This is a genomic window from Streptomyces marokkonensis (genome assembly GCF_008312835.1).
Classification (GTDB): Bacteria; Actinomycetota; Actinomycetes; order Streptomycetales; family Streptomycetaceae; genus Streptomyces; species Streptomyces marokkonensis_A.
Genome location: NZ_VSKS01000033.1, coordinates 24,524 through 40,202, shown reverse-complemented (window position 1 = coordinate 40,202; position 15,679 = coordinate 24,524). Strand labels below are relative to the sequence as shown.

General features: G+C 73.8%; 11 protein-coding genes. 6 read left to right on the top strand and 5 right to left on the bottom strand.

Translation table 11 applies throughout. From position 1 onward, the window contains the following. Positions 1-88 precede the first annotated feature (88 nt). From F1615_RS34365 to F1615_RS34355, 3 genes are all read right to left on the bottom strand, one after another. Positions 89-988, bottom strand: coding sequence for a carbohydrate ABC transporter permease (locus F1615_RS34365; protein ID WP_149552960.1), 900 nt, complete (start codon positions 986-988; stop codon positions 89-91). A 91-nt stretch (positions 989-1,079) separates the two neighbouring features. Continuing rightward, positions 1,080-2,429 (bottom strand): carbohydrate ABC transporter permease, encoded by a 1,350-nt coding sequence (locus F1615_RS34360; RefSeq protein ID WP_167533945.1) that lies wholly within the window; start codon positions 2,427-2,429, stop codon positions 1,080-1,082. A 7-nt stretch (positions 2,430-2,436) separates the two neighbouring features. Next, a complete protein-coding gene (locus tag F1615_RS34355) occupies positions 2,437-3,855 on the bottom strand; it encodes an ABC transporter substrate-binding protein (RefSeq protein ID WP_167533944.1) in 1,419 nt (472 codons plus the stop codon). Positions 3,856-4,058: 203 nt separating this feature from the next. Between F1615_RS34355 and F1615_RS36705 the strand changes: the two genes are divergently transcribed. After that, positions 4,059-4,667 carry a hypothetical protein gene (locus F1615_RS36705; RefSeq protein ID WP_244328954.1) on the top strand — a complete coding sequence of 203 codons (609 nt, stop codon included), beginning with the start codon at positions 4,059-4,061 and terminating at the stop codon, positions 4,665-4,667. 18 nt (positions 4,668-4,685) lie between these two features. Here the strand turns inward: F1615_RS36705 and F1615_RS34345 are convergent, their stop codons facing one another. Further along, positions 4,686-8,693 (bottom strand): FHA domain-containing protein, encoded by a 4,008-nt coding sequence (locus F1615_RS34345; RefSeq protein WP_149552973.1) that lies wholly within the window; start codon positions 8,691-8,693, stop codon positions 4,686-4,688. A 477-nt stretch (positions 8,694-9,170) separates the two neighbouring features. Between F1615_RS34345 and F1615_RS34340 the strand changes: the two genes are divergently transcribed. The 4 genes from F1615_RS34340 to F1615_RS36700 all read left to right on the top strand — a co-directional run bounded on the left by F1615_RS34340 (position 9,171) and on the right by F1615_RS36700 (position 14,436). Then, positions 9,171-10,835, top strand: a complete 1,665-nt coding sequence (locus F1615_RS34340; protein ID WP_149552958.1) for a serine/threonine-protein kinase — start codon at positions 9,171-9,173, stop codon at positions 10,833-10,835. A gap of 109 nt (positions 10,836-10,944) precedes the next feature. Beyond that, the gene (locus tag F1615_RS34335; protein WP_149552957.1) at positions 10,945-12,189 is read left to right on the top strand and encodes a serine/threonine-protein kinase; all 1,245 of its coding nucleotides are present in this window, start codon (positions 10,945-10,947) and stop codon (positions 12,187-12,189) included. Between the two features lie 178 nt (positions 12,190-12,367). Continuing rightward, on the top strand, positions 12,368-13,474 hold the full coding sequence (gene prfB, locus F1615_RS34330; protein WP_149552956.1) for a peptide chain release factor 2: 1,107 nt from the start codon (positions 12,368-12,370) through the stop codon (positions 13,472-13,474). Positions 13,475-13,782: 308 nt separating this feature from the next. Further along, a complete protein-coding gene (locus F1615_RS36700) occupies positions 13,783-14,436 on the top strand; it encodes a hypothetical protein (RefSeq protein ID WP_149552955.1) in 654 nt (217 codons plus the stop codon). A gap of 98 nt (positions 14,437-14,534) precedes the next feature. On the opposite strand, the gene F1615_RS34320 is transcribed toward F1615_RS36700, so the two are convergent. Beyond that, positions 14,535-14,726, bottom strand: coding sequence for a hypothetical protein (locus F1615_RS34320; RefSeq protein WP_149552954.1), 192 nt, complete (start codon positions 14,724-14,726; stop codon positions 14,535-14,537). A 246-nt stretch (positions 14,727-14,972) separates the two neighbouring features. On the opposite strand from F1615_RS34320, the gene ftsE reads away from it, so the two are divergent. Beyond that, entirely contained in the window at positions 14,973-15,662 is a 690-nt protein-coding gene (ftsE, locus tag F1615_RS34315; RefSeq protein WP_149552953.1) for a cell division ATP-binding protein FtsE, read from the top strand. Positions 15,663-15,679: the final 17 nt, after the last annotated feature.

Sequence of the window (15,679 nt, the reverse complement as noted above, 5' to 3'; positions counted from 1 at the left end):
TTACGCCACCCGCGGCATCCGGGGGACGTCCGTCACCCGAAGGGGCGGACCTTCCCGGTCCGCCCCTTCAACCGGCCAGCCGGATCTGCTACTTGACCGCACCCGCCATCACGCCGGACACGAACTGCCGCTGGAACGCGAAGAACACGACCAGCGGGACCACCATCGAGATGAACGCGCCGGGCGCCAGGACGTCGATGTTGTTGCCGAACTGCCGTACCTGCGTCTGCAGGGCGACCGTGATCGGCTGGCTGCCGGAGTCGGTGAAGATCAGCGCCACCAGCATGTCGTTCCACACCCACAGGAACTGGAAGATGCCGAGCGCGGCGATCGCCGGCCCGGCGAGCGGCATCACGACCCGGACGAACAACCGCAGTTCGCCCGCGCCGTCCAGCCGGGCCGCCTCCAGCAGCTCCCGCGGGATCTCCGCGAAGAAGTTCCGCAGCAGGAAGACCGCGAACGGCAGACCGAAACCGACGTGGAAGAGGACCACGCCGGTCAGGGAGCCGAAGATGCCCAGGTTGCCGAAGAGTTCGGCGATCGGGATCAGCGCCACCTGCACCGGCACCACCAGCAGCCCCACGACCGCCAGGAACCACCAGTCGCGGCCCGGGAACTCCATCCAGGCGAAGGCGTATCCGGCGAGCGAGCCGATCACCACCACGAGCACGGTCGCCGGGACGGTGATGTACACCGTGTTCAGCAGCGAGCCGGTGATGTCGTCGTTCTTCAGCAGCGTCTCGTAGGCGCCGACGGTGAGTTGCGAGGGCTCGGTGAACACCGTCCACCAGCCGTCGGCGGCCACGTCCCGCGGGCTGCGCAGGCTGGCCAGCAGCAGTCCGACCGTGGGGACCAGCCAGAACAGGCCCACGACGATCAGGAAGACCCGGACCAGACCGCCGCTCACCCACTGGCTGAGCCTGGAGCCCAGCGGCTGCCCGGTCCTGACGGCGGGGGCGGCGGGCGCACCCGCCTTGGTGAGACTCATCGCCTGACCTCCCGCCTCAGCCGACGCACGTTGCTGTCCCCACCCGGGGGGCGACCCCCGGACCCCCGGCAGGTTCTCGGCCGACCCCGGTTCATCGCCTGACCTCCCGCCTCAGCCGACGCACGTTGAACCACATCACCGGGATCACCAGCAGCAGCAGGAGCACCGCGATCGCGCTGGCGATGCCCGGCTGGTCCTCGGAGAAGCCCTTGCGGTACAGCTCCAGCGCCAGGACGTTCGCGTCGTCCTGGGAGGAGCCCGGGGCGATGATGAAGACCAGGTCGAACACCTTCAGCACGTTGATCATCAGGGTGACGGTGACCACCGCGAGGACCGGTGCCAGCAGGGGCACCGTGACCCGCCGGAACACCTGCCACTCGTTCGCGCCGTCCACCCGCGCGGCCTCCAGCAGCTCCCGGGGCATGCCCGCGAGCCCGGCCGCGATCAGCACCATCGCGAAGCCCGCCCACATCCAGATGTACGAGCCGATGACGGCCGGTGTGACCAGCGACGGGCCGAGCCAGTCCAGGCCGTTGTACGGCGCCGCGAAGTTGCTCGCCGGGAGCCGCAGGTGCGCCCCGTCGGCCTTCGACGACAGGGAGAACGTGCCGTCGCCGCCCGCCGTGGCCGTCTCCACCACCGCGCCGTCCTTGACGGCCTCGATCCGCATCCCCGGATAGCCCAGCTCGGAGGCGTCGACCTCGTTCAGCGTGCCGACGCCCTTGCCCCGGGTGAAGTCCTGCCAGGCGGTGCCGGTGATCCGGTCGCCCTCCGGCTTCGGCGCCGCCGCCGGTTCCGCGTCGTCCGGCATCACGTCCGGGGCGACACCGACCAGCGGCAGCGTGACCGTGTCACCGGCGCTCACCGTCCCCCTGGTGATGAACGCGCCCCCGCCGGCCGGTTCCAGCGGCGACTCACGGCCCGGGTGCGCCTTCGGGAACGCCGAGGACTGGGCGAAGGTGTCGTGCACCCCCACCCACACCGCGTTCGCCACGCCCTTGTCCGGGTCCTGGTCGTACACCAGGCGGAAGATGATCCCGGCCGCAAGCATCGAGATCGCCATCGGCATGAAGACGACCAGCTTGAACGCCGTTCCCCAGCGCACCCGTTCGGTCAGCACCGCGAAGATCAGGCCCAGCGCGGTCGCGACCGTCGGCGCGAACACCACCCAGACGACGTTGTTCCTCAGGGCGGTGCGGATGCCGTCGTCGGTGAACAGGGCCCGGTAGTTGTCGACTCCGGCGAAGCCGTCGCCGGACTGGTCGTAGAAGCTGCGGATGACGGAGTACCCGATCGGGTAGACCACGAGCGCACCGAGCAGCAGGAGCGCGGGCAGCAGGAACAGCGCCGCGACCGTTCTCCGTGTGCCGGTGACGCTCCTGCGCGACTTGGGCGCGGCAGGGGCCGACTTCGGGGCCCCCGCCGCCGTGTCCGACGCCATCGCCGGATCAGTTCCCGTACGCCGCGGCCGCGTCGGCCTCCAGCTTCGCCTGCGTCCCCGCGACGTCCTTCGGGTTCTTCAGGAAGTCCTGCAGCGCCTTCCACTCGCCCTTGCCGGGCGTGCCGCCGAAGGCCTGCGGGGCCTGGTCGGACATGTCGAAGCGGAAATCGTCCCCGGCGTCGATCAACGCCTTGGCCATCTTCCGCTGGACCTCGTTGGGGTACGCCGAGTTCGGCACGTTCTTGTTCGGCGAGAGGTACCCGCCGAGCTTCGCCTGGATGCCCGCCGCGTCCGGGGAGGCCAGGAAGGTCGCCAGCGCCTGCGCCGCCTTCGAGTCCTTCAGGATCACCGCCGCGTCGCCGCCGGACACCACGGGCGGGGCGTCACCCACCGCGGGGAACGGGAACACCTTGGCGTCCGTGCCCACCTCGGCCTCGGTCTCGGCGATGTTGACCTGCACGAAGTCGCCCTCGTAGACCATGCCGGCCTTGGGCTGGTCGCCGCCGGTGAAGGTCTGCGTCACGGACGCCGGGAACTCGGTCTGCAGCGCGCCGGACGCGCCGCCCGCGACATAGTCCTTCTTGCCCCAGATCTCGGCGAGCGTGGTGAGCGCCTCCTTGACGGACGGGTCCGTCCACTTGATCTCGTGCCGGGCCAGCCGGTCGTACTTCTCCGGCCCCGCCTGGGACAGATAGACGTTCTCGAACCAGTCGGTCAGCGTCCAGCCGTCGGCGCCGCCGACCGAGAAGGGGGTGACGCCGGAGTCGTACACCGTCCGCGCGGCGGTGAGCAGTTCGTCCCACGTCTTGGGCTCGGCCGCGCCGGCGTTCTCGAAGACCTGGGCGTTGTACCAGATCAGCGATTTGTTGGCGGCCTTGTAGTACACGCCGTACTGCTTGCCGTCGACCGTGCCGATGTCCTGCCAGCCCTGCGAGTAGTTCTTGCCGAGCTCCTTGGTGGCCTCCGCGCCCAGCGGCTTGGCCCAGCCCTTCTCCACCGCCTGCTTGATGGCACCCGGCTGCGGCAGCATGGCCACGTCCGGCGGGGCGCCGCCCGCGACCTTGGAGCCGAGGAAGTTGATGATCGGGTCCTGGGCGGGCACGAAGGTCACCTCGGCGCCGGTGCGCTTCTCGAACTCCGCGAGGACCTTCTTGAAGTTGGCCTGCTCGGCGCCGGTCCACACGGCGGCGACCTCCAGGCTCTCGCCGTCCAGCTTCGGCAGGGTGACGGTGGTGCCGGTGTCGCCGGTCCCGCCGCCCTTGTCGTTGTCGCCGCTGTCGTCGTCGCCCCCGCAGGCGGTGAGCGACACCGCGAGGACAACCGCGGCGAGCGCGGCGGCGGCTCTCGCGGCCGTGCGGGGGCGGGGAGTCGTCACACGATTGTCGGGCGACCGGCGTATCCGGATGATCCTGCTCGTCCTGCGCATCACTGCCCCGTTCTTCGTACTCCGTCGTACTTCACCGAACGTTCGAGCGCTGTCCCGTGCGCTCTGGTCTACGCCCGGGGGATGGGGGTGGCAAGAGCGCGTCCCGTGTCAACTCCTCTATCGTGACCGCGTCGTGACCACCAGTCACCGGGGTGAGTACGCCGACTCATGACACCGGCGTCCCGAGCCGGAATGCTGCGGACATGTTCATCAGACGATCAGTCACCGCGGTCGCCCTTCTGGCGGTCGCCCTGACCGCGTGCGGGACCCAGCAGGGCGCCGGGCAGGCGGCGCGGCCGGAGAGCCCCCGGCCTGGGAGCCCCCGGCCGTCCTTCAGCCCCCGGCCCACGTGCGCGCGGCCGGCCGAGGCGCCCACGGTGCTCCCGTCACCCTCCGCGCCTTCCTCCACGAGGAGCACGGACGGCCGGCAGGAGCGGAACGGGGACGGAGCTCCCCACTACGCCGAGAACCACGCCTACCGGATGCGGGGCTCGCTGACCCCTCAGAAGCGGGCCTGGGGAGCGGCGTCGGCGAAGCTGATCCGCGCGGAGCTGGAGAAGGTCCGCGCGGAGGGCGGGGCCGGTGCGTACGGCGCCTTCGCCGAGGAGCGGGTCGCGGCGGCCCTGGCCCGTCTCGGCTGCGGGGAGGAGCACGGGGTCTTCATCCGCAACGGCTTCTACAGCGTCCACACCGGCGTCGTCTGTGTGTCCGGTCAGGTGACGGAGGACGACCTCACCACGGAGGTGCACGGCGCCTACGTCGAGCCGCAGCCCGGTACCGGTCCCTGTGTGAAGAACCGGGGAGGCCACTGACGGCCTCCCCCGCGCGCCTCAGAGGAGCGACGGCACCTCCGCCGCCGAGACCTGCCGGGCCGCCCGTTCCAGCGCGCTGGCGAGCAGGGCCAGGTCGGTCGGGCCGTTGCCGAGTTCGCGGACCTGGCGGCGGGCCGGGGGGTCGCCCATGCGGTGCCATTCCAGGGGGACGACCGTCGGCCGCATGGTCGCCGTGCGCGGGATGCGGCCGGTCACCCGGCCGCCCTGGAACGCCGTCTCCCGCCCGTCCGCGTGGGCCAGCCGCCCGCGGCCCGGTGCCGGGTCGTCCGGACCGCCGCCCGGCGCGGGCGCGTCGAGCGTGACGCGCAGCGACGCCTGCCGCACCGGCTCGGTCTGCGCCGTCCGGGCGCAGGGGCCGGTGGCCGCCACCAGATGCACACCCAGCCGCTCGCCTTCCCTGGCCACGGCCTCCAGCGCCCGCATCACCGATCCGGCGGCGGGCCGCCCCGGCGAGCCGAGCGCGGGGGAGACCAGCGCGTCCAGGTCGTCCACGACCACCACCAGCCGGGGCAGCGGGGGCGCGGCCTGCGTCCTGCGCCGGTCCGCCCCCGGCCGCAGCCGCAGCGTCGAACTGGCCGGGGCGTCCAGGTCGCCGTTGTGCTCACCGGCTCCCCCGCGGGCGGCGGCCGTGCGCTGGGCGACCATGCGGTCCGACAGCTCGCGCCCGGTGTGCCACTCCGCGAAGTCCGAGCGGCCCAGCAGTTCGGCGCGCCGCTTCAGCTCGGCGCTCAGGGACTGGGCGAACTCCCGCATCCGCACCGGGTCGTTGGCGCAGAGATGGGTGGTGACGTGCGGTACGTCCGTGCACACCCGCAGGCCCTCGCCGGGCCCGGCGCCCGTCGCGGTGCCGCCCCGGCCGTCGACCAGCACGATGCCCAGCCGGTCGGGGCGCTCGGCGGCGGCCAGCGAGGCGACGACCGCGCGCAGCAGTTCCGTACGGCCGCTGCCCGGCGGCCCCTCGACCAGCAGGTGGGGCCCCTCGGCGGCGAGGTCGGCGACGACCGGGCCGCGCGGTCCGGCGCCGAGTACGGCGGTGACGCGTCCGCCGAGCGCCCGGGTGTCGTCGGCCGCGTCCGCCCAGCGGGCCATCAGCGAGGCCGGGGTGGCCCGGGCCAGGCCCAGCTCGTCCAGCAGCCGCGCCGACTGGGGCAGCGGCGCCGACACGCGCGCGTGCCGGGCGCCCGCGGTGCCGTCCGTGCGCAGCGGCGCGAGCGCCCGTGCGAACCGTTCGGCCCAGGCGAGGGAGACCGCGTCGACGGTGGCCAGAGTGCCGTGGCCGACCGGCCCCGGGGGTGTGCCGGAGCCGGTCCTGGCCACCCGGAGCAGCCGCAGCGCGGTCGCCACGTCGCCGCTGAGCAGAGCGACGGCCCCGCACTCCCGGAACGTCGGCGCCACCGCGCAGGCCGCCTCGTACGTCTCCGTCACCGGGGAGGCGGGGGAGGCAGCGGCCGTCTCCGCGAGACACAGGAGGTGGATCCCGGCCCGGGGCCCGTCCAGGGCGAGCCGGGCGACCGCCTCGCGGACATCGGCGCCGCCGGGGTCGCCGTCCACGACGACCACGGTGTACGGGCCGTCGTCCGCCGGGGCGGCCGGGCCGGCCGCGGCCGTGTGGTCGTGGTCCGCCAGGCGGCGCAGCAGTTCGTCGGTGCGGGCCGCGGCCTGTTCGCGGTCGTGCGCGAGCAGCAGGCGGCAGTCCTGGCCGTGCCCGGGGCGTACGTGCGGCAGCCAGCCCAGCCAGGACCACTCGGCGGTGCGCTCCTCCAGGGGGCGCGCGTGGTCCGCGGCGATCAGGACGATCTCCAGGGAGTCGGGGGAGTGCAGCGCCGTGAGCTGGGCCAGCACCGCGCGGGCCAGTCCGGCGAGGCGTTCGCGCGGGCCCGCCAGTCCCAGTGCGCCGACCTCGCGCAGCCCCGAGGTCACCGGTACGGCGGGCAGCAGACCCGAGCCGTCCGGCGCCGCCCGGTCCGTGGTGCCGAGCCGCACCGCGAGCGCCTCGGGGTGACCCGGTCCGCGCTCCCACAGCCGGGGGCCGGGGCCGAGCGCGGTCAGCAGCAGCGTGGCCGGATCCGGCCAGGTGTCGGGCAGGACGGGGGCGACGAGGGCCGGCTCGGTCGCGGGCCCGTCCTGCTCCGTGCCGTGGCCGGTCCGCGCGCCGCCCGGCTCGCGCTCCTGGCGTCCCCCGGCCAGCCGCCGCGCCCAGGCCCCGATCCCGCCCCGCTTCCGCCCGCCGGAGGGCTGGGGGAGGTCCGTGCCGCGGACGGGGGTGCCCTTGCGGGAGCCGGGGGAGCCGGGGGCTCCGGACGCGGCGGGGAAGGTGTCGGTACCGGTACCGGTTCCGTCCGGTGCGGGGACGGAGCGGGGGACCGGCGTCTCGCCGTAGCCGGTCGTACGCGCGGTGGGGCCTTCGGGTGCCCGACCGGACGCGTCGGCGGGACCGGGGCCCGGCGCCCGGCCGTGGTTCCTGTCGCGTGCGTCGCCGGTCGTGCTGCCGGTGGGGCCTCCGGGCGCCTGCGCGGGGCCGGGACCGGGAGGCCCGCCGTGCGTCACTCCGCCGGGGAGTCCCGCGGGTGTCCGGCCCGCGGCGGTGGATGCCTCGTCCCGGGAGTCGCCGTGGCCCGTACCGGAGGCCCGGTGCCCCGGGCGGACGGGGTCGGCGGGTCCGGTGCCGTACCCCGCGTCGAGGTGCCCGCGTCCCGCGTGCGTCTCGTCCTCGACGGGCCTCGGCCCCGACACGCGCCGTCCCTGGGGCATCCGGGGCACGTCGTCCCCCCGCGTCGCGATCCGCACCGTGCGCCGCGGGGCGCCGTCGCCCCGCTGCCCGGCCGCCGGTGCCCCGCCCTGCCCCGGCACCAGCGGTCCCTCCCCAGCGCCCGGCCCGCCCGGGGCCCGATCGCCGGGAACCTGCCCGTCGCCCGTTGGCCCGCCGGGGCCGCGCCGGGGCTGCCCGTCGCGCGCGTGTGCGTCGGCGGCCCGGGCGGCGGACGCCTGCCCGGCCGGGGTCCGGTCCCCGGGAACCTGCGCGTCGCCCGTCCGCCCGCCGGGGCCGCGCGAGGCCTGCCCGTCCTGCGTGTGCGTGTCGGCGGTCGGGCCGGCGGACGCCTGCCCGGCCGGAGCCCGGTCGCCGGGGGCACGTCCCCCATATGCCCGGCCGCCCCCGCCGGCGGCGGACCGGTCGGCCGAACCGTAGGCGTGGTGGGTCCGCGCCTGCGGCGGCCCGGCCTGCTCCCCGTGCGCGCGCGCCGTGTCTCCGGCCACTCCGGTCCCGCCGGAGGCCCGGGTGCCCGTGGCGTCACCGGAGAGTCCGGAACCCCCGAGGACCGCGTCCCCGGCGCGAGGCCCCGGCACCCGGACGTGCCCCTCCCCGTCGGGTGTCGTCGCCGCCCGCGCCGGCGGTCCCGCCGCCGGCGTCAGGCGCAGCGCCGACTCGCCGATGCGCAGCAGCGCGCCCGGGGTCAGCCGGACCGGGCGGGGGCCCACGCGCCGGCCGTCCAGGGTGGTGCCGTTGGTGGAGCCGAGGTCGGCGACCGAGACGCGGCCGTCCGGCGCCACCGTCACCGCGCAGTGCAGACGGGAGACGTCCGGGTCGTCGAGCGGTACGTCGGCGCCGGCGGAGCGGCCTATGCGGATCTCGCCGCCGTGCAGCAGGTGCACCCCGCCCGCGTCGGGGCCGGCGACCACGTGCAGCCGGGTCGGGGTGTCGTCCAGCTCGGGATGCGGCTCGGGCTCGCCCGGGGCGCCCACCGCCAGGACCGCGCCGTCGATCAGCGGAGGCTCGCCCAGCGTGCAGCGCTGGGCGTCCAGGCGCTGGTCACCGGCGTACAGCACGGGCGTACCCGTGCCGCCGGACGTGCCGTCGCCGCCGGAGACCGCCGAGGCCAGCGCGGAGGCGACCGCGGCCAGGGCCGTGCCCGCGGGCGCCGTGACCAGCACGTCGCGGCTCGCGTCCCGCTCCCGCGCGGGGGAGGAGGGGCCCAGCGGGTCTACGACGGTCAGCCGGATCTGCATCGCCGTCAGCGGTCCCTTCTGCGCGGGCGCCCGCGACACGGGGGGACGAAGCGGCCCGGCGGTCCCCCCACCGCGGACTTCCCCCACCGCCACACGCGCACGTACGGCCAGTACTGCACGCATCCTCGCACCTGCCACCGACAACGCGCCCGCCTCCGGGCAGCGAATGATCTTGATTGGTCGGCTCTGCCCGTAAAAGTGCCTGACCAGTGACGCGTCGATGATCGTTCCGGGTCCACTTGAGATCGGTCACGTGCAGCATGCGGCAACCAACGGACCGAGTGGAGCGTCTTTCCTTCGAACCGTCGAACACGGGCGGGAACCGGTACGTAAGACCCACAGACGGATCGCAGGAGAGACGGGGTCGAAGTCGACCGGCCGGTATCCCGCGCGGCGGCACTACAGTGGGTCGGAACATTCCGCAGCAGGGTGGACCACGGTGTACGCCAGCCAAGCAAGCAGCAGGGAGCGCATGACGTGCGGCCGGTAGGGAGCAAGTACCTGCTCGAGGAGCCGCTCGGACGCGGCGCCACGGGCACCGTCTGGCGAGCCCGCCAGCGGGAGACCGCGGGCGCCGAGGCGGCCGTACCGGGGCAGCCCGGCGAGACCGTCGCGATCAAGGTCCTCAAGGAGGAGCTCGCGAACGACGCCGACGTCGTGATGCGGTTCCTGCGCGAGCGCTCCGTCCTCCTGCGGCTCACCCACCCCAACATCGTCCGGGTCCGCGACCTGGTCGTCGAGGGTGATCTGCTGGCCCTGGTCATGGACCTCGTCGACGGTCCCGACCTGCACCGCCACCTCCGGGAGAACGGCCCCTTCACCCCCGTCGCCGCGGCCCTGCTGACCGCGCAGATCGCCGACGCGCTCGGCGCCAGCCACGCCGACGGCGTGGTGCACCGCGACCTGAAGCCCGCCAACGTGCTGCTGAAGCAGAGCGGCGGCGAGATGCACCCGATGCTGACCGACTTCGGCATCGCCCGCCTGGCCGACTCCCCGGGCCTGACCCGCACCCACGAGTTCGTCGGCACGCCCGCGTACATCGCGCCCGAGTCCGCCGAGGGCCGCCCGCAGACCTCCGCCGTCGACATCTACGGCGCCGGCATCCTGCTGTACGAGCTGGTCACCGGCCGCCCGCCGTTCTCCGGCGGCTCCGCCCTCGAGGTGCTGCACCAGCACCTGAGCGCCGAACCGCGCCGCCCCTCCACGGTCCCCGACCCGCTGTGGACGGTCATCGAGCGCTGCCTGCGCAAGAACCCCGACCAGCGGCCCAGCGCCGAGAACCTCGCGCGCGGCCTGCGCGTCGTCGCCGACGGCATCGGCGTGCACGCGAACTCCGGGCAGATCGCCGCCGCGGAGAACGTCGGCGCGCTCCTCGCCCCCGACCCGGCGCCCGCACCGGTACCCGGCGCCCCCGGTGCCGCCGACCCGACGCAGGTGCTGCCGCACGGCGCGGGCGGCTACGACCCCAACGGCGCGACGAGCGTCCTGCCGCAGACCGGCGGGCCGGCCGGCGCCGCCGACCCCACGGCCGTCATGCCGCCGGTGCCGCCCGGACAGCCGGGTCAGCCCGGCGGGGGCCCCGAGGACCCGCACCCCTGGCAGAACCAGCTCCGCGCGGCCCGCGACCGCAACGACCAGACCCAGGTCCAGTACCTCGACCCCAGCCAGGACCCGCTGCGCCGCCGCCCCCAGCGGCAGGTCGCCCGGCCCCCGCAGCAGCCGCCGCAGCGGCGCCCGCAGGCCCAGCCGCAGCCCGGCCCCGGGTACGGCCACCCGCAGCAGCACCAGCCCCAGCGGTACGCCCCGCCCCCGGAGCCCCAGCGCCGGCAGCAGCCCCAGCCGCAGCGGTACGCGCCGCCGCCGGAGCCGCAGCGTCCGGCCCGGGAGCCCCGGCAGCCGCGGCAGCGCGGCGCCAACCCGATGCGGATCCCCGGCCTCGGCTGCCTCAAGGGGTGCCTGTTCACGATCGTCATCCTGTTCGTCGCGGGCTGGCTGGTCTGGGAGCTGAGCCCGCTCCAGGACTGGCTCGGCACCGGCAAGGGGTACTGGGACCAGCTCACCGACTGGTTCGGCACCGTGACGGGCTGGATCCAGGACCTGGGCGGCCCCGAGGAGCCCTCGGCACCCTCCGGCTCGAACTGAGCTTGTTTGCTGATTTGTCGACATCCGGGGGCCGATTTCCGTATCCCCGGTGAGGCCCGGCTCCCCGGACGCGTAGTTTTAGCGACAACACGCGTCGGTAGGAGCAGTCTTGGCACGGAGAATCGGCAGCCGGTACACCGCCCATCAGATCCTCGGGCGGGGCAGCGCCGGCACGGTGTGGCTGGGCGAGGGCCCCGACGGCCCCGTCGCCATCAAGCTGCTGCGTGAGGATCTCTCCTCGGACCAGGAGCTCGTCGGCCGCTTCGTGCGGGAGCGGACGGCGCTGCTCGGTCTGGAGCACCCGCACGTCGTCTCCGTGCGCGACCTGGTGGTCGACGGCAACGACCTCGCGCTGGTCATGGACCTCGTCCGGGGCACGGACCTGCGCACCCGTCTCGACCGGGAGCGCAGGCTGGCACCGGAGGCCGCGGTGGCGATCGTCGCCGACGTCGCGGACGGGCTGGCGGCGGCGCACGCGGCCGGCGTCGTGCACCGGGACGTGAAACCGGAGAACGTGCTGCTGGACATGCAGGGCCCGCTCGGCCCCGGCGGCTCGCACCGCGCCCTGCTCACGGACTTCGGGGTGGCGAAACTCATCGACACCCCGCGCCGCACCCGCGCCACGAAGATCATCGGAACGCCGGACTACCTGGCGCCGGAGATCGTGGAGGGCCTGCCGCCCCGCGCCTCGGTCGACATCTACGCGCTCGCCACGGTCCTCTACGAGCTCCTCGCGGGCTTCACGCCGTTCGGCGGCGGCCACCCGGGCGCGGTGCTGCGCCGCCACGTCACCGAGACGGTCGTCCCCCTCCCCGGCATCCCGGACGAGCTGTGGCAGCTGCTGGTGCAGTGCCTGGCGAAGGCCCCGGCCTCCCGGCTGCGCGCCTCCGAGCTGGGCGCGCGCCTGCGGGAGCTGCTGCCGATGCTGGCGGGGATGCCGCCGCTGGACGTGGACGAGCCGGACACCGAGGCGGAGGAGGAGGCCGCGGAGGACGTCCCCGTGCCCGGCCCCGTCCCGGCCGCCGGGGAGCCCGTGCGGCGCCGCGGCGCGGTGCCGCTGGTGCCGGGCGCGAAGCCGTCCGACTCCAACCGCGACACGCACACGTCGATGAGGGTGCCCGCGCCCGACGAACTGGCCGGAGGTGCCCGCGGCACGGCCCGCGCGCCCCGCGCGGCCGGCGCCCCCCGCCCCGGCTCGGCCCGCAACCGCGCGGTCACCCGCCGGCGCCGCCTGACCCTGGCCGTGGCGGCGGTGCTCCTGGCGACGGCCGGCGTGGGCACCTGGCTGGCGACCTCCGACGACACCCCCACCCCACCCGAGGACACCCACAACTCCACCCCGGCCGTCCCCTGACCCTCAGGGGCGCGAAGGGGGTCAGGGGGGAAGCCCCCAGGGAAGGGGCGGCGGGGGCGAATGAAGCCTGGCCGCGCCCCCTGCCGGAGCAACCTGCCCGCGCCGCCCGGTGCCGCCCCGCGCCCCCGCACCGGCCGCCGGGCATGGCCCGGTGCGGGAAGCCGTTACGCTGGAGGGCGTGGCAGTCGTCGATGTATCCGAAGAGCTCAAGTCCCTCTCCTCGACCATGGAGTCGATCGAGGCCGTCCTGGACCTCGACAAGCTGAGGGCAGACATCGCCGTGCTCGAGGAGCAGGCGGCCGTGCCTTCGCTGTGGGACAACCCGGACGAGGCGCAGAAGATCACCAGCAAGCTCTCCCACCTCCAGGCCGAGGTGCGGAAGGCCGAGGCGCTGCGCGGCCGGATCGACGATCTCGCCGTGCTCTTCGAGATGGCCGAGGAGGAGGACGACCCGGACACCCGCGCGGAGGCCGAGTCGGAGCTCGCCCTCGTCAGGAAGGCGCTGGACGAGATGGAGGTCCGTACGCTCCTCAGCGGTGAGTACGACTCCCGTGAGGCGCTGGTCAACATCCGCGCCGAGGCCGGCGGCGTCGACGCCGCCGACTTCGCCGAGAAGCTGCAGCGGATGTACCTGCGCTGGGCGGAGCAGAAGGGCTACAAGACCGAGCTCATCGAGACGTCGTACGCGGAGGAGGCCGGCATCAAGTCGACCACCTTCTCCGTGCAGGCGCCCTACGCCTACGGCACCCTCTCGGTGGAGCAGGGCACGCACCGCCTGGTGCGCATCTCGCCCTTCGACAACCAGGGCCGCCGCCAGACCTCCTTCGCGGGCGTCGAGGTCCTCCCCGTGGTCGAGCAGACCGACCACATCGAGATCGACGAGTCCGAACTGCGCGTGGACGTCTACCGCTCCTCCGGCCCCGGCGGCCAGGGCGTGAACACCACCGACTCCGCGGTTCGCCTCACCCACATCCCCACCGGCATCGTGGTCTCCTGCCAGAACGAGCGCTCGCAGATCCAGAACAAGGCCACCGCGATGAACGTCCTCCAGGCCAAGCTGCTGGAGCGGCGCCGTCAGGAGGAGCAGGCCAAGATGGACGCCCTCAAGGGCGACGGCGGCAACTCCTGGGGCAACCAGATGCGTTCGTACGTGCTGCACCCCTACCAGATGGTCAAGGACCTGCGCACGGAGCACGAAGTCGGCAATCCCGAGGCCGTGTTCAACGGTGAGATCGACGGCTTCCTCGAGGCCGGGATTCGCTGGCGCAAGCAGCAGGAGAAGTAACCTCCGCGCGAACGCCTCTTTGTCGACAAGGCAACTGCCGCCCCCTGGGCGCCAGTTGCCTTGTTCATGCCTGGGATGTCCGGGATCTACATCACACTCACGGCTTCCTTGTCCCGCAAAGCGTGCGTAGCCGGACATCGCGCGCGCAACGGCCTTGACGTTCTTTTGGAAAGTGGGAAGGGTGAAGCGTGGCATGCGTATCTCTGGGGCGCATGTGAACCGGGGGGCTCTACACCGCAGCAACCTCCGTTGATCACGGCCCCCGAGCGCCGCCTCACTGACGATGAGCTACTGGGGGTAGCAACCACATGACCAAGAAGACGCGGATCCGTGTCGCTCGGATCGCGGCCGGTGCCGTGATCGCGGCCGGTGCCTCGCTGACGGCGGCCGGCGCGGCCTCCGCCCTCGACATCGGCGTGAGCGCCGAGGCCAACGACGCGGGCCTGGGCTTCGGCATCAACGCGGAGGGCGAAGGCGACGAGCCGGACCCCGGGAACCCGGAGATTCCGACGGAGCCGGAGCAGCCCGAGGAGCCGGAGCAGCCGGAGGAGCCCGAGGAGCCGACCGAGCCGGAGATCCCGACGGAGCCGGAGGAGCCCACCGAGCCCGAGGAGCCCACCGAGCCGGAGGAGCCCACCGAGCCCGAGGAGCCCACCGAGGAGCCCTCGGAGGACCCGACCACCCCGGGTAACGGCAACGGCAACGGTGGCGGTAACGGTGGCGGTAACGCCGCCGACCCCGACGGTGGCGCCTCGACCCAGGAGGAGGGCTCCTCGGCCCTCACCGACACCGGCGAGGAAGCCCCCGCCACCTCGGCCCAGGGCAACGGCAAGGAGCTCGCCGAGACCGGTGCCGCCGAGATGACCTTCCTGGTGATCGGCGCCGCCACGATGATCGCCGGTGGTATCGGCTTCCGGGTGCTGCCGCGCCTGATGACCGGCCGCGGTGGCGCCGCCGCCTGACGGTGGCGTCGCGTGTACGCACCGTACACATGACCCGGCACGAAGGGCCCGGAGCGCGGACGCGCTCCGGGCCCTTCGTCACATTCCTCGCCCGGGTGTCAGACGGTCTGCTGGGCGAGCAGTGCCACCGCCGCGATCAGCACGGCCAGCAGGGCGATCAGCGTCATGGGGTTCAGCCCCGCGAAGAAGTTCTCCTGCTGCAGCCGCTCGCGGTTCGCACGGCACACCGGGCACCGGCCCTCGCTCACGGGCGCGGCGCAGTTCGCGCACACCAGCCGGTCGTACGTCATGCGCTCGCCCTCCTCGCACCGGTTCCGGATGGTTCAACGCCCACGACCGGGTGAACGTTCCCCTCCCACTGTGCCAGGTTCCCGCGGAAGCCGCGCAGGGTCCCCGCGGTTCCGCACGCCCCCGGGGGCCGCCCCCGCCCGGAACAAAAGGGCCCAAGGCTTACACAACCCCTCCGGTGCCTGCGCTCGCCTCCCCGGTTCGCGTATGGTCACGCTCATCTACCCCCGGCTAACCGTGGTGCACCCGTGATCCGATTCGACAACGTGTCCAAGGCCTACCCCAAGCAGAACCGTCCCGCCCTCAGGGATGTCTCCCTGGAGGTCGAGAAGGGCGAGTTCGTGTTCCTCGTGGGGTCCTCCGGCTCCGGAAAGTCCACCTTCCTGCGGCTGATCCTCCGCGAGGAGCGGGCCAGCCACGGGCAGGTGCACGTCCTGGGCAAGGACCTCGCGCGCGTCTCCAACTGGAAGGTGCCGCAGATCCGGCGCCAGCTGGGGACGGTGTTCCAGGACTTCCGCCTGCTGCCGAACAAGACGGTCGCCGAGAACGTCGCCTTCGCGCAGGAGGTGATCGGCAAGACGCGCGGTGAGATCCGCAAGTCCGTGCCCCAGGTGCTCGACCTCGTCGGGCTCGGCGGCAAGGAGGACCGGATGCCCGGCGAGCTCTCCGGCGGTGAGCAGCAGCGCGTCGCCATCGCACGGGCCTTCGTCAACCGGCCGAAGCTGCTCATCTGCGACGAGCCCACGGGCAACCTCGACCCGCAGACCTCCGTCGGCATCATGAAGCTGCTCGACCGGATCAACCGGACCGGCACCACCGTGGTGATGGCGACGCACGACCAGAACATCGTGGACCAGATGCGCAAGCGCGTCATCGAGCTGGAGAAGGGCCGTCTCGTCCGCGACCAGGCACGCGGCGTCTACGGCTACCAGCACTGACGCTCCACGGAAAGGCT